This window comes from Enterobacter cloacae complex sp. P24RS (assembly GCF_014982165.1).
GTDB lineage: Bacteria > Pseudomonadota > Gammaproteobacteria > Enterobacterales > Enterobacteriaceae > Enterobacter > Enterobacter quasihormaechei.
Window position 1 is genome coordinate 22,776 of sequence record NZ_JADCKU010000019.1, and the last position, 13,434, is coordinate 36,209.

Genomic DNA, 13,434 nt, shown 5'->3' on the forward strand with positions numbered 1-13,434 from the left:
GCTTTTTTGCCGGGTGGCACTGCGTTTACCCGGCCTACGTTGGGCCTGCCGCCTGTAAGGCAAGTCGTAACAAGAGTTTGCCGGGTTCGCCACACGCAACCCATTGCCGTGAAAGCCATCGTTAAATGCAGGTTGTTGCACAGGCAATACAGTCACTTTCTTCTAAGCTTGTAAGCGATATCACATAAAGGAGAAGGACAACCATGAAACAAACCGTGGCTGCATACATAGCGAAAACCCTTGAGCAGGCTGGCGTAAAGCGTATCTGGGGCGTCACCGGCGATTCGCTGAACGGACTCAGCGACAGCCTTAACAAGATGAAGACCATTGAATGGATGCCCACCCGCCATGAAGAGGTCGCCGCCTTTGCCGCGGGAGCCGAAGCGCAGCTCACGGGCGAACTCGCCGTCTGTGCCGGCTCCTGCGGGCCAGGTAACCTTCACCTTATCAACGGTCTTTTCGACTGTCACCGCAACCATGTGCCGGTGCTGGCGATTGCCGCACACATTCCATCATCCGAAATCGGCAGCGGCTATTTTCAGGAGACGCATCCCCAGGAGCTGTTCCGTGAATGCAGCCACTACTGCGAACTGGTCTCCTCGCCGGAGCAGATCCCGCAGGTGCTGGCGATAGCCATGCGTAAGGCGGTCCTGAATCGTGGGGTTTCTGTGGTCGTCCTGCCGGGCGACGTGGCGCTGAAGGCCGCACCTGAAACCGCCACCACCCACTGGTACTCGGCGCCGCAGCCGACCGTCACCCCCGCTGAAGAAGAGCTGAAAAAGCTGGCGCAACTGCTGCGATACTCCAGCAATATCGCGCTGATGTGCGGCAGCGGCTGTGCCGGTGCGCATAATGAGCTGGTGGAATTTGCCGCTAAGCTGAAGGCGCCAATCGTCCACGCCCTGCGCGGGAAAGAGCACGTTGAGTACGATAACCCGTACGACGTCGGCATGACCGGGCTGATCGGTTTTTCCAGCGGCTTCCATACCATGATGAACGCCGACACGCTGATCCTGCTCGGCACCCAGTTCCCGTACCGCGCGTTCTACCCAACGGACGCCAAAATTATTCAGATCGACATCAACCCTGGCAGTATCGGCGCGCACAGCAAGGTGGATATGGCGCTTATCGGCGATATTAAATCTACCCTCGCCGCCCTGCTGCCGCTGCTGGAAGAGAAAACGGACCGCAAATTCCTCGATAAAGCCCTGAGCGATTATCGCGATGCGCGCAAGGGGCTGGACGACCTCGCCAAACCGAGCGAGAAAGCCATTCACCCGCAGTATCTGGCGCAGCAGATCAGTCATTTCGCCGACGACGATGCCATTTTCACCTGCGACGTGGGTACACCCACCGTCTGGGCCGCACGCTACCTGAAGATGAACGGTAAGCGTCGCCTGCTTGGCTCGTTCAACCACGGCTCGATGGCGAACGCCATGCCGCAGGCGCTGGGCGCAAAAGCGACGGCACCTGAACGTCAGGTGGTAGCGATGTGCGGCGACGGCGGCTTCAGCATGCTGATGGGGGATTTCCTGTCGGTGGCGCAGATGAAGCTTCCGCTGAAAATCGTGGTCTTTAACAACAGCGTGCTGGGCTTCGTGGCGATGGAGATGAAGGCCGGAGGCTACCTCACGGACGGTACCGAGCTACACGACACTAATTTCGCCCGCATTGCCGAAGCCTGCGGCATCACCGGCATTCGGGTGGAGAAAGCCTCAGAGGTGGACGATGCCCTGCAACGCGCCTTCTCCATCGACGGCCCGGTGCTGGTGGATGTGGTGGTGGCCAAAGAAGAGCTGGCGATCCCGCCGCAAATCAAGCTGGAACAGGCCAAAGGTTTCAGCCTCTACATGCTGCGCGCCATCATCAGCGGGCGCGGTGACGAGGTGATCGAACTGGCAAAAACCAACTGGCTCAGGTAAAACATTTCACATGACCTCTTAAAGTAAAGGGATGTGAAATGATTGATTTACGTAGTGATACCGTTACCCGCCCGGGTCGCGCCATGCTCGAAGAGATGATGGCCGCCCCGGTCGGGGACGACGTCTACGGCGATGACCCGACGGTCAACGAACTGCAACGCTATGCCGCCGAACTTGGCGGCAAAGAGGCCGCCCTGTTCCTGCCCACCGGCACCCAGGCTAACCTGGTGGCGCTGCTCAGCCACTGCGAGCGCGGAGAAGAGTATATTGTCGGCCAGGGCGCGCATAACTACCTGTACGAAGCCGGCGGCGCGGCGGTGCTCGGCAGCATCCAGCCGCAGCCGATCGATGCCGCGCCGGACGGCTCGCTGCCGCTGGATAAGGTCGCGGCGAAAATCAAAGCCGACGATATTCACTTCGCCCGCACTAAGCTGCTCAGTCTGGAAAATACCCACAACGGCAAGGTCCTGCCGCGCGAATACCTGAAAGCAGCGTGGGAATTCACTCGCGAGCGCAACCTCGACCTGCACGTGGACGGCGCGCGCATCTTTAACGCCGTGGTGGAGTATGGCTGCGAGCTGAAGGACATCACCCAATATTGCGACTCCTTCACCATTTGCCTCTCAAAAGGGCTGGGTACGCCGGTGGGTTCGCTGCTGGTCGGCAGCGCAGACTACATCAAGCGCGCCAACCGCTGGCGCAAAATGACCGGCGGCGGGATGCGTCAGGCGGGGATCCTGGCGGCTGCCGGACTGTACGCGCTGAAAAATAACGTGGCGCGCCTCAAGGACGATCACGACAATGCTGCGTGGATGGCGGCACAGCTGCGGGAGATCGGCGCTGACGTAATGCGTCACGACACCAACATGCTGTTTGTCCGCGTCGGCGATGAACACGCTGCGCTGGGCGAATTTATGAAAGCGCGCGGCGTGCTGATCAACGCCTCCCCGGTTGTGCGTCTGGTGATGCATCTGGACGTTAACCGCGAACAGTTAACAGACGTGGTGAAACACTGGCAGGCGTTTTTACAGCGTTAAGGAGCATACCGTGCCGCAACGTATTCTGGTTCTCGGTGCCAGCGGGTATATCGGTCAGCATCTGACCACTGCGTTAAGCCAGCAGGGGCATCAGGTGCTGGCAGCGGCACGCAACACTGAGCGCCTGCAAAATCGCCATTTGCCTGGCGTAACCTGTCACCCTCTTGACCTTAGCTGGCCGAAGGCGCTTCCCGCGCTGCTGGAAGGGGTGGACACGCTTTACTACCTGGTGCACAGCATGGGCGAAGGCGGGGATTTTATCGCCCACGAGCGTCAGGTGGCGATGAACGTCCGCGACGCGCTGCTGCAAACGCCGGTGAAGCAGGTGATTTTTTTAAGCTCGCTCCAGGCCCCTGAGAACGAGCAATCCGATCACCTGCGCGCCCGCCAGCTGACGGCGGACACGCTGCGCGGTGCCAATATTCCCGTTACCGAGCTGCGGGCCGGGATCATCGTCGGCGCGGGTTCCGCCGCCTTCGAGGTGATGCGCGATATGGTCTATAACCTGCCGGTGCTGACCCCGCCGCGCTGGGTGCGCTCGCGCACCACGCCCATTGCGCTGGAGAATTTGCTCCACTATCTGGTGGCATTGCTGGATCACCCGGCGGAGCAACACCGCGTGCTGGAGGCGGCAGGCCCGGAGGTGCTGAGCTATCAGGAGCAGTTCGAACATTTTATGCGGGTGAGCGGTCGCAAACGCTGGCTGGTGCCCATCCCCTTCCCGACCCGCTGGATCTCGGTGTGGTTTTTAAACGTCATTACCTCTGTTCCTCCGACAACCGCGAAGGCGCTGATCCAGGGACTGAAGCACGATCTGCTGGCGGACGATCGCGCGCTGCGGGCCTTGATCCCGCAGGAACTGATCCGCTTTGACGACGCGGTGCGCAATACGCTGAAAGAAGAAGAGAAGCTGGTGAACTCCAGCGACTGGGGCTACGACGCGCAGGCCTTTGCCCGCTGGCGACCCGAGTACGGCTATTACCCGAAACAGGCAGGCTGTACGGTAAAAACCTCGGCCAGCCTTAGCGCGCTGTGGGACGTTGTGAACCAGATCGGCGGCAAAGAGCGCTATTTCTTCGGCAATATCCTCTGGCAAACGCGCGGCGCGCTGGATCTGCTGGTGGGTCACCGGCTGGCAAAAGGCCGCCCTGCCGCCCCGTATCTGAACGTGGGCGATACGGTCGACAGCTGGAAGGTGATCATCGTTGAGCCAGAAAAACAGCTGGCGCTGCTGTTTGGCATGAAGGCGCCGGGGCTGGGGCGGCTCTGCTTTACCCTTAAGGACCACGGCGACCACCGTGAACTGGACGTTCGGGCGTGGTGGCACCCGCACGGGATGCCGGGCCTGTTCTACTGGCTGCTGATGATCCCGGCACACCTGTTTATCTTCCGTGGAATGGCGAAACGGATTGCGCAACTGGCAGAAGAAAAGCGGGAAGATAAGTAAATAAAACCCTTTTTCTTTCACCTTTCCCATTGCAACACATCGTAATTCACGAAAGAATGCGCACGAAATTCTTTTCAACACAGTGGATTGTTATGAAGGTACTGGTTACCGGGGCGACCAGCGGCTTAGGCCGAAATGCGGTCGAATTTCTGCGCAACAAAGGCATCAGCGTCAGGGCCACCGGTCGCAACGAGGCGATGGGCAAGCTCCTGCAAAAAATGGGCGCTGAATTTGTCCATGCCGACCTGACGGAGCTGGTCTCCTCTCAGGCTAAGGTGATGCTCGCCGGTATCGATACGCTGTGGCACTGCTCCAGTTTTACCTCCCCATGGGGGACCCAGGAAGCCTTCGATCTCGCGAACGTGCGCGCCACGCGCCGTCTGGGCGAATGGGCCGTCGCCTGGGGCGTGCGTAACTTTATTCATATCTCCTCCCCGTCGCTCTATTTTGACTACCACCACCACCGCGATATTCAGGAAGATTTCCGCCCGGCGCGCTTCGCCTGTGAGTTTGCCCGCAGTAAAGCGGCTGGCGAAGAGGTGATCGACCTGCTGGCCCAGTCAAACCCGCATACCCGTTTTACCGTGCTGCGTCCGCAGAGCCTGTTCGGGCCGCACGACAAAGTATTCATCCCGCGGCTGGCCCAGATGATGCACCACTACGGCAGCGTGCTGTTACCGCGCGGCGGCGATGCGCTGGTGGACATGACCTATTACGAGAACGCCGTTCACGCCATGTGGCTGGCGAGCCAGCCGGACTGCGATACGCTGGTGTCGGGCCGCGCGTATAACATCACCAACGGCGAACCCTGCACCCTGCGCAGCATTGTGCAAAGGCTGATTGACGAGCTGAAAATCGACTGCCGCATTCGTTCCGTGCCTTACCCGATGCTGGACATGATCGCCCGCAGCATGGAGCGCTTTGGCAGTAAATCGGCGAAGGAGCCTGCGCTGACCCATTACGGCGTGTCGAAGCTCAACTTTGATTTTACGCTGGACATCTCACGCGCGGAGAATGAGCTGGGGTACAAGCCGATTGTATCGCTGGATGAAGGGATTGTGCGTACGGCGGCGTGGTTACGAGATCACGGGAAGCTTCATCGCTAGCCTTTTTGCCCGGTGGCGGCTTCGCCTTACCGGGCCTACAACTGCACCGTACTGTCCCCTCGCCCCTTTGGGGAGAGGGTTAGGGTGAGGGGAAAGAGCAAACACAAAAACGGCAACCCGAGGGTTGCCGTTTGCTTTTACAGCGCCGTCCAGGCATCAGCCCATGCCAGGCCTGCACCCGGTTCATAGTACGACGGGGCACTGTTACACCAGCCGCTGTACGGGAACGGTTTGCACTGGAACAGCTTACCGTGGTTGTTCACGATATCACCTGCGTTGTACTTGCTGTTCGCGCTCCACGCCGGGTACGACGTGTCTTCGGATGGCGTAGACGCTTTCGCCTTCACGTTCAGCAGGTAAGTCGTGGTGCTGCTCAGCTCGCCATCGCTGACGGTCAGGCTCACTTCATACTGCTGCGCCGTTGCAGACTCCGGTGCAGTGAAGGTCACTACCGCTTTGTCTTCGCCAGCCACGGTCTGACCGTCCTGAGCACGCCAGGTATAGGTCAGCGTGTTGCCGTCTGCGTCGGTAGAGCCTTCCGCGCTCAGCGAAACCTGCGCGCCCGCTTCAACGGCACCGATTGGGCCCGCAATCTGCGCAACCGGCGCGTGGTTCACCACGACAGGCTCAGCCGGCGTTTCATCCGGAACAGGCGCTGGCGCAGGGGCCGGCGTTTCATCCTCGGCTGGCGTCGGAGCTGGCGTTGGCGCCGGGGTCACCGGCGTGTCGGCAGAGCCGTCATCGTTCACGATATTCACCTTGTAGTTCTTCTGCACGCACTTGGTGTAGTCACCGTCTTTAAACGCGCTGAACGGCGTCTGGTAGCCCACCAGCTGGCACGCGTAGGTCGAACCATTTGGCGTATCCGGGCTCCATCCCCAGTCCTGTTCCCAGTAAATCTTCAGGGCGCCCGCACCGTACTCGTCGAACTGCTTCATGTTGGCGCAGCCCAGCACTTCGTTTGCCGGAACCTGTACTTTCAGGTAGTTGGCGAACTCTTTGTAGTACTTAATACGGTTCTGGGACTGGGCAATCTCGGTTGGACCGCCGCACTCAACGCCGCCGTTAATGATCTGGGTGGTGACGCCGAAGCCCGGCACCAGGCCGTTGGCTTTATCGTGATCGTTCGGCTGCCACGTTCCGTCGATAACCTGCAACATGCTTGGTTTTGGCGGCTGCGGGTAGGCGAAGAAGAAGATCGCGCTCGCCAGGTTCAGCCAGGTGTCCGCCACCAGCTCAGGCTTGTCGAGCAGGGTGCGCACGTCGCCGTACATCGCTTCGGAGTTACACTCGCCGTTATAGCCGCCCTTCTGCCCTTCGCTCCAGCCCATCTCACGCACGTGCACCAGCGCCTGACGCCATTCGGCTTCCGGACGCCAGCTTTCGTGGCCGCCGGTTTCCTGGGCAAAGTGGGCAAACATGGTGGCCAGCTCTTTGCGGCAGATGGCATCGCTGTCACGACCGTCGTCGTAGGTCTTACACAGCGCCGGGAATTTACCCACGGCCTTCAGGAAGTTGCTGTAGGTATAGGCCTGAGCGCGCAGCGGGAAGAGATATTCCCAGTCGCTGGCTTTCACAATCCCTTCGACGCGCTTAACGTTTTCCGGGTTCGCCGCTCGGCCTGGCTCAATCATTTCGACCTGCGCGTTATCCAGCGTCCTGATGGTCTCCTTAACCGACGTCATGAGCGGGAAATCGGTTAATTCTTTTTCTTTCTTCGCCAGATCGCTGGCTTTCATGGTGTACGGCTCACTGCTGGTTTCCTTCAGATTTGCAGCCTGGGCCATTAATGGCGCCACGCAGGCTCCCGCAATGAGTACACTCAGTAACGTCCTTTTGTTCATTTCAGTATTCCTGTTTATTTCAGATTAAACGTTAAAAACCCGGCTTAGGTATTATTCCGTTAATACATAAACCACATTCAGCTGTTTTCACTTTTCGAAGAACACCTTCAGGAATTCTTCAAAAATAAAAAACGTTAATACCGGGCCGCTAATTTCAGCTGCTGGTATTTCGCCCAGACCTTATGAGCATATTTCATGCGCTGCGGATAATTCTCTTTCTTTAACCCGGCGTTATAGGCACCTACGGCTTCCCAGTTATAGCCATACACTTTAATCATGCCGGAGAGAATCGAGGCGCCCACCATGATGGACGTACACGGCTCCGTCATTAAGCGATACTCATCGATGCCCCGGCTTTCCAGCGCGGTAAAATGCGTGCTGTTAATTTGCATCAGTCCAACATCACGCGTGCCGTCGCGGTTTTGTCCAACCGCATACGGATTCATTCCAGATTCCACATTGGCGATGGCATACAATAAATAAGGATCGACATGATAATAATGCGCCGCTTTATCCCAACAGTTCGCCAGTGCGCTTTGGCTTATTATTAACAATAACAAAATGAGCTTTTTCATTTTTACCTGCTGACAGTATCGGTTATTTCTCCTTACCTACATCCTGTAAAATGAATTTAAATCGCTCACCGCACCGTGACGGGCGCGGTGAGCGTTTATCGGGTCAGATTATTTGCAGTCTGGTGCTGCGCCTTCTTTCACCCATACATCGCTGTTCGCAGGGTTATCACCGCGGGTCCACCATTTCGCACGATAAACATTGCCCTCGTACGTGGTGGTTTCGCCGCCGTTATAGACCACATCGGAACGCCAGTTGAATTTCACCTGGCTGACCAGCTCCCACGCTTCTGCGCCGAAACCAGGCTGGTTGCCCTGAGTCCAGTACTTCGCTTTCCACACCAGGTTGTCGAAGCTCACGATGTCGCCACCGTTGTAGACTTTGCTGGATGCCCAAACCGCATGCTGGCTGGCTGCCGGATCAACTGGCGCATCACAGCTGCCGGTTGCCGTACCCTGATCCGCCGGGGTAGTGCCTTCGTCAGACGGGGTATTCCCTTCATCAGACGGCACGTTACCTTCGTCGGCCGGGGTGGTGTCTTCGTCCACAGGCGCCGGGGCCGGCGCCGCTTTCGGGTTCACCGTTACCTGCACGTTAGACTGCACGCTGGTTTTGCCGTCGGTGACCACAACGCTCAGGGTGTAGGAAGAGGTGTTGTTGACCTCTGGCGCAGTAATGCGAACGTTGGCGGTATTCGTCCCCGTGGCGTTCATGTCTGCCGGTACGCTCCAGCTGTAGGTCAGCGCGTCGCCGTCTGGATCGGTCGCCTGTGCATGCAGGGAAATCGCTTCACCGGACTCAACGGTAACGGCGTCCATAGCATTGATCACTGGCGCCTGGTTCGCTTTCGGCGCTTTGTTCACGACCTGCACGTCGATCGCGTTGCTCAGGCCTTTCGCGTCGGTTACGGTCAGGCGGAACACCAGGTTCTGATCGCTGGTCACAGCCGGTACGCTGAAGCTGGCTTTCGCTTTGGTGCTGTTCGCCAGGGTCACGGTAGCGCCGGAAACTTGCGTCCATTTGTAGGTCAGCGCATCGCCGTCCTGGTCGCTGGAGGCTGAACCGTCGAGCGTGACCGTCGCCGGGCCCGTTACCGTCATGTCGGTAGCAGACGCGACAGGCGCATGGTTGGTTACAACCGGCTCAACAGGCGTAGAGCTGCCGCCCAGCAGGCTTTCGTTCATGGCGTTCAGGATGTCGCCGTTATCGGATTCGATAGACCACGCGAACAGGCCGCCCAGGTTTTTGTTCAGTACGTATTTGCCCTTCGCGTTCACGGAACGGGCGTTATCGTAGGTCACCAGCTCGCCGGTAGACCTGTTGAACACGTACGGTGCTTCTGCCGCTTCGTCATATTTATATTCCCAGCCCGGTTTGCCCAGCATCTGGTTCACAATCTGACGGTAGTCAACGATGCCGTTTTCCCACGTGCCCTTGACCGGGCCGGTGGCGGTACCGGTGAACGGATTGTCGCCGGTGTAGCCGTGAACGCCGGTCCAGCCGCGTCCGTACATGCCTGCGCCAACCACGATCTTGCCTGGCTGTACGCCCTGCTCGAGCATCGCTTTCACCGCGTTATCGGTGGTGTAGTTGGTGTCTGGTTTCCAGGACGCACCATACAGCGCGGTCTGGTGGCCGAGGTCGGTATTGCTCCACGCACCGTAGAAGTCGTAGCTCATCAGGAAGATGTGGTCGATGTACTGCTGCGCGGTGTTGTAGTCCACGTCTTCGATCTTATCTTTACCTGCACCGATAGCGGTGGTCAGCTCATAGGTGCGGCCAGTTTCCGCAGACAGTTCGTTCAGCATCTGGCGCAGGTCGTGCATCAGCGCGGTGTAGGTCGCTTTATCGGTCTGTGGGTTACCCAGCTTGGCGTTTTCACCGCCGCCGCCCGGGAACTCCCAGTCGATATCTACGCCGTCGAACACTTTCCAGGTGGTCAGGAAGTCTTTCACGGACGCAACGAAGCGGTCGCGCAGCACTTTGTTATCCATCTGATAGAACGGGTCGGACAGGGTCCAGCCGCCGACGGATGGCAGAATTTTCAGGTCCGGATGGGCTTTTTTCATCGCCATCAGCTGACCGTAGTTGCCTTTGTACGGTTCATCCCAGCCGGTCACGCCCTGCTGAGGTTTCTGCAAAGCCGCCCACGGATCGTGGATCGCCACGGTGTAGTCCTGGCGGCCCTGGCAGGCGCGCTTCAGAGATTCCAGCGCGCCGGAAGATTTGGCGCTGTCGTTAATGCCGTCGCCGCCGCAGATTGGAATGAAGCCGTACAGCAGGTGGTTGATGTTCGCCGCCGGAATTTTGTCCGCAGAGAAGTTACGGTCGTACACGCCCCACTCGGGGAAGTAAGCACCAACCACTTTATCGGTGTGCTGCGCGAACGCTTTGTTGTTCTCCAGCAGCGGGGTGTTGAGCGGCAGCAGGTGGCTACCGTCGGTGTCCGCCACGATGATCAGCTTGCTGGCGCTTTTGGTGCAGCCGCTGTCATTACACAGCTCGACCTGCTCCTGATAGCGTCCGCCTTTTTTCACTTTGAACGTCGCAGAGCCAGCGGTGCTGCCCGCTCCGGTCCAGACGGTCTGGCCGTCCAGCAGCACTTTTGCCGACGTAGGGGCGTCGCCGCTCCACACGTTCCACTCAACCTTCACGTCAACGCCATCTTTGTGCACTTTGATGAGGTTGTTGTAGTCCTGTGCCGCCTGATCCACCTCTACCAGCGCAAACTTATCGTTGCCTGATGTAATTGACGGTGTACCCGGTGCCGCTGCAAATACCGAGCTCGTTGCGGCTGCAACAAAAAGCGCCAGATATTTAGGCTTCATAAATTTCATTTTTATTTCCTGATAAATTTATTCGTAACGTTAATAATCCATGTCTTCCGTGAGATCATGGATGCGCTTCGCATAATGCGTATTTAACCAACCTGAATGCCGTGAAAAAAAGCTTTTTACTGCGTTGTATTCCTCCATAAAAAGATACAAGCCTGAATTCCGTCTAGCTTATATCCCTTACGATACACCGGGCGTAAAGAGACGTCCTTCTCTTCCACCGTCAAAAAAATTTATAAAATAACTTGACCGCTATATTTAAAATGTGGAAACCAGTTGCTGGCTGATAAACACAGTTATTCCAGCAAAGGCGAGATACGGTCCGAAAGAAATAGTGAGGTTATTTTTATTTACATTATTCATGACGAAATAACCGACAATACCGCTTAACGCTGCCGCCAGCTCAATGGTGGGCAGCGCCTGCCAGCCACACCAGGCGCCCAGCGCCGCCAGCAGTTTAAAATCGCCGTAGCCCAGGCCTTCCCGCCCCGTGATCAAACGAAAGGCCCAGTAGAGCAGCCAGAGCGACAGATAGCCCGCTACCGCGCCGAACAGCGCGTCGTGCAATGGCAATTTATGGTCAAAAGTATGGAGCAGGAGACCGGCCCACAGCAGCGGCTGGGTCAGGCAGTCCGGGAGAAGCTGGTGCTGCCAGTCGATCATCGCCAGAGGCAGTAAAAAGAGCGCCAGTAACCACAGCGAAAACAGCGTCTGAACGTCCGGCATGCACCAGGCCGTGACGCCAAAAAACAGCGCGGAGAACAATTCGACCAAAAATAACCGCAGCGGGATGGCCGTGCCGCACTGGTGGCAGCGCCCCCGTAACAACAGCCAGCTGACCAGGGGGATATTTTCCCATGCAGCCAGCGTGTGCTGGCACACCGGGCAGTGCGAGGCAGGAAAGAGCAGATTGCCGCTCCCCTCCTCGTCCATCATCATCCCCGGCAGGCGCTCGGCCACAACGCCCAGAAAACTGCCCATAATCCCGCCCAGGATCGCACTCATCATCGCGAAACTAACCGGACAGGCCTCCCGGATCAGCGAGACGGTATTCATGCGTTTTTTGCCCAGGTGAGCTGCACCTGCGCTTTCACATCGCTGAGGTGATCAACCGGCGTGAGGTTTATTTTTTGCAACCTGACGCCGGAGGTCTGATTAATTTCGCGCAGCCAGTTTTTTAATTCATACACATTTACCCGACTCACCACGAACGATAACGTTTGTCCCTCCTGGCGCACGTCCGTCAGTGAAAGGTTAATTTCATGGGCGCTTTTCTCAACCACCGTACGTGGATTATCCGTTTTGACTAACTGGACCTGAAGATGATTTTTATTAATTTCACTGCGCATCCAGTTAAGCGTCTCTTTTTGTCTTTTAAGCGTCGATTTACTATTTTGAATCATATTATCCAAAGGGATCACTCCTGCGTAATACACCGCAGCCCCAAGCAGGGCGACGATGCAGAGTTTTAAAATAACTTTCTCCCGGGCGCTGTAATTCTGATAGCGTGATTTCAGCTGCGCGATTCGCTCTTTCATTTATGTTTCCCTGCGATCATGGCGGTATACGGTTCGGTGGTTGAAACAGGCTGTAAGGTGAAATCGAAATTCTCACGGGTCTGATTAACAAACGCCTGCAACGCGGGCTGGTTTTGCGCGCTGACGCTCAGCGTTAGCGAGTTTTGCTGCGCATCGTATTCCAGCAGATCGATTTCCATCGCAGGGACTGACTGCCGGGCGGCGGCCAGCTCGTCCAGCTGAAGGAAGATCCCCTTGCTCTGTTTTTTGACGTTCTGACCAAAGTGATATTTGATGTTGGTCTGGTGACGCATGCTGGGGAAATGGTGCTGGTACACCTGGAGGATCTCCTCTTGTATCTGGTTTTCCTGCTGCACCAGCATCCAGGCCATCGCAATGCGCGGCCCCAGCAGCAGGCCAACGGACAGCAGGCCCGCCGCCACCGCTGCGGCTTTTATACGTTTCGCGACGTGCCCGTTACCGGCCTTAAGGCTGAACTCACCGTGAAGCAGATTCACGCGACAGGCTTGCCACTGCGGCTGGATCAGCACCAGCGGATGCTGCCAGGCATGCTGCACGTCAACGGTGACGTTTGCAGGCGCGTCGCCGTAGCACCACACCTCGCCTTCCCCGGCTTTCTGCATCAGCAGCGGCAGCAGGCTGGCCTCCATTTCTGCCGCCACGTGGGGCGATAAGCGCAGCCAGTAGCCATTATTCTGCGCGACCAGCGTGCTGCCGCCTGCCGCCACGGGCAGCAGCCAGGCATCAGGCAGAGCCTGAATCACGCGGAGTCCGGCCTCCTGACAGCGGGCCAGCGCCGCGCGCAGGCGGTCGGCGTCAATGGCCACGGCGTCGACCTCGGCCCCCTTTTTGTGAAGCACCGTCCAGTGGAGGGTGTCCACGTCGCCAATCAGCGTCTCTTCCGCCATCCACGAGAAGGCCATCGCCTGAGAAGCCACCTTTTTCGGCAGCGTGAAGTGGCGGAAAATCATGTCGCCGGCGGGCAGAAGGAGACAGACGCGTGCCGCCAGCGGGTGATCGGCCAGCGCCTCCAGGCTGTCGAGCACCTCAACGTGCTCGCTGCCGGACTCACACCACATTATTTTCCCGCCCTCGCGGCTGTCGGGACGAACAAAAAGTACCTGTTTCATAAC

The 13,434-nt window shown here is 57.8% G+C and carries 10 protein-coding genes; 4 read left to right on the forward strand and 6 right to left on the reverse strand.

Annotated features, from left to right (window positions below; translation table 11 throughout):
* Nucleotides 1–203: 203 nt before the first annotated feature.
* The 4 genes from poxB (at nt 204) to INF58_RS17980 (ending at nt 5,512) form a co-directional block, all read left to right on the forward strand.
* Nucleotides 204–1,922 (forward strand): ubiquinone-dependent pyruvate dehydrogenase, encoded by a 1,719-nt coding sequence (poxB, locus tag INF58_RS17965; RefSeq protein ID WP_155024272.1) that lies wholly within the window; start codon nt 204–206, stop codon nt 1,920–1,922.
* Between the two features lie 38 nt (nt 1,923–1,960).
* Nucleotides 1,961–2,959, forward strand: a complete 999-nt coding sequence (gene ltaE / locus INF58_RS17970) for a low-specificity L-threonine aldolase (RefSeq protein WP_193528230.1) — start codon at nt 1,961–1,963, stop codon at nt 2,957–2,959.
* 10 nt (nt 2,960–2,969) lie between these two features.
* Nucleotides 2,970–4,406, forward strand: coding sequence for an SDR family oxidoreductase (locus INF58_RS17975; protein WP_193528231.1), 1,437 nt, complete (start codon nt 2,970–2,972; stop codon nt 4,404–4,406).
* A gap of 92 nt (nt 4,407–4,498) precedes the next feature.
* On the forward strand, nt 4,499–5,512 hold the full coding sequence (locus INF58_RS17980) for an NAD(P)-dependent oxidoreductase (RefSeq protein ID WP_063866510.1): 1,014 nt from the start codon (nt 4,499–4,501) through the stop codon (nt 5,510–5,512).
* A 137-nt stretch (nt 5,513–5,649) separates the two neighbouring features.
* Here INF58_RS17980 and INF58_RS17985 read toward each other — a convergent pair whose 3' ends face one another.
* From INF58_RS17985 to gspL, 6 genes are all read right to left on the reverse strand, one after another.
* Nucleotides 5,650–7,356 (reverse strand): chitinase, encoded by a 1,707-nt coding sequence (locus INF58_RS17985; RefSeq protein ID WP_193528232.1) that lies wholly within the window; start codon nt 7,354–7,356, stop codon nt 5,650–5,652.
* Between the two features lie 134 nt (nt 7,357–7,490).
* Nucleotides 7,491–7,931, reverse strand: coding sequence for a type III secretion system invasion protein IagB (gene iagB, locus INF58_RS17990; protein ID WP_063449202.1), 441 nt, complete (start codon nt 7,929–7,931; stop codon nt 7,491–7,493).
* Nucleotides 7,932–8,039: 108 nt separating this feature from the next.
* Nucleotides 8,040–10,766 carry a glycosyl hydrolase family 18 protein gene (locus tag INF58_RS17995; RefSeq protein ID WP_193528233.1) on the reverse strand — a complete coding sequence of 909 codons (2,727 nt, stop codon included), beginning with the start codon at nt 10,764–10,766 and terminating at the stop codon, nt 8,040–8,042.
* Nucleotides 10,767–11,021: 255 nt separating this feature from the next.
* Nucleotides 11,022–11,819 carry an A24 family peptidase gene (locus tag INF58_RS18000; RefSeq protein ID WP_193528234.1) on the reverse strand — a complete coding sequence of 266 codons (798 nt, stop codon included), beginning with the start codon at nt 11,817–11,819 and terminating at the stop codon, nt 11,022–11,024.
* Complete coding sequence (gene gspM, locus INF58_RS18005) at nt 11,816–12,301, reverse strand: type II secretion system protein GspM (protein ID WP_063866249.1); 486 nt, start codon at nt 12,299–12,301, stop codon at nt 11,816–11,818. The genes INF58_RS18000 and gspM overlap by 4 nt, the downstream gene beginning before the upstream one ends.
* Entirely contained in the window at nt 12,298–13,431 is a 1,134-nt protein-coding gene (gene gspL / locus INF58_RS18010; RefSeq protein ID WP_193528235.1) for a type II secretion system protein GspL, read from the reverse strand. Before gspL ends, gspM begins: the two co-directional genes overlap by 4 nt.
* Nucleotides 13,432–13,434: the final 3 nt, after the last annotated feature.

Coding starts and splice junctions, on each gene's coding strand:
- INF58_RS17980 (WP_063866510.1), top strand. CDS start 4,499: ATGAAGGTACTGGTTACCGGGGCGACCAGCGGCTTAGGCCGAAATGCG.
- INF58_RS17995 (WP_193528233.1), bottom strand. CDS start 10,766: ATGAAATTTATGAAGCCTAAATATCTGGCGCTTTTTGTTGCAGCCGCA.
- INF58_RS17985 (WP_193528232.1), bottom strand. CDS start 7,356: ATGAACAAAAGGACGTTACTGAGTGTACTCATTGCGGGAGCCTGCGTG.
- iagB (WP_063449202.1), bottom strand. CDS start 7,931: ATGAAAAAGCTCATTTTGTTATTGTTAATAATAAGCCAAAGCGCACTG.
- INF58_RS18000 (WP_193528234.1), bottom strand. CDS start 11,819: ATGAATACCGTCTCGCTGATCCGGGAGGCCTGTCCGGTTAGTTTCGCG.
- gspM (WP_063866249.1), bottom strand. CDS start 12,301: ATGAAAGAGCGAATCGCGCAGCTGAAATCACGCTATCAGAATTACAGC.
- poxB (WP_155024272.1), top strand. CDS start 204: ATGAAACAAACCGTGGCTGCATACATAGCGAAAACCCTTGAGCAGGCT.
- ltaE (WP_193528230.1), top strand. CDS start 1,961: ATGATTGATTTACGTAGTGATACCGTTACCCGCCCGGGTCGCGCCATG.
- gspL (WP_193528235.1), bottom strand. CDS start 13,431: ATGAAACAGGTACTTTTTGTTCGTCCCGACAGCCGCGAGGGCGGGAAA.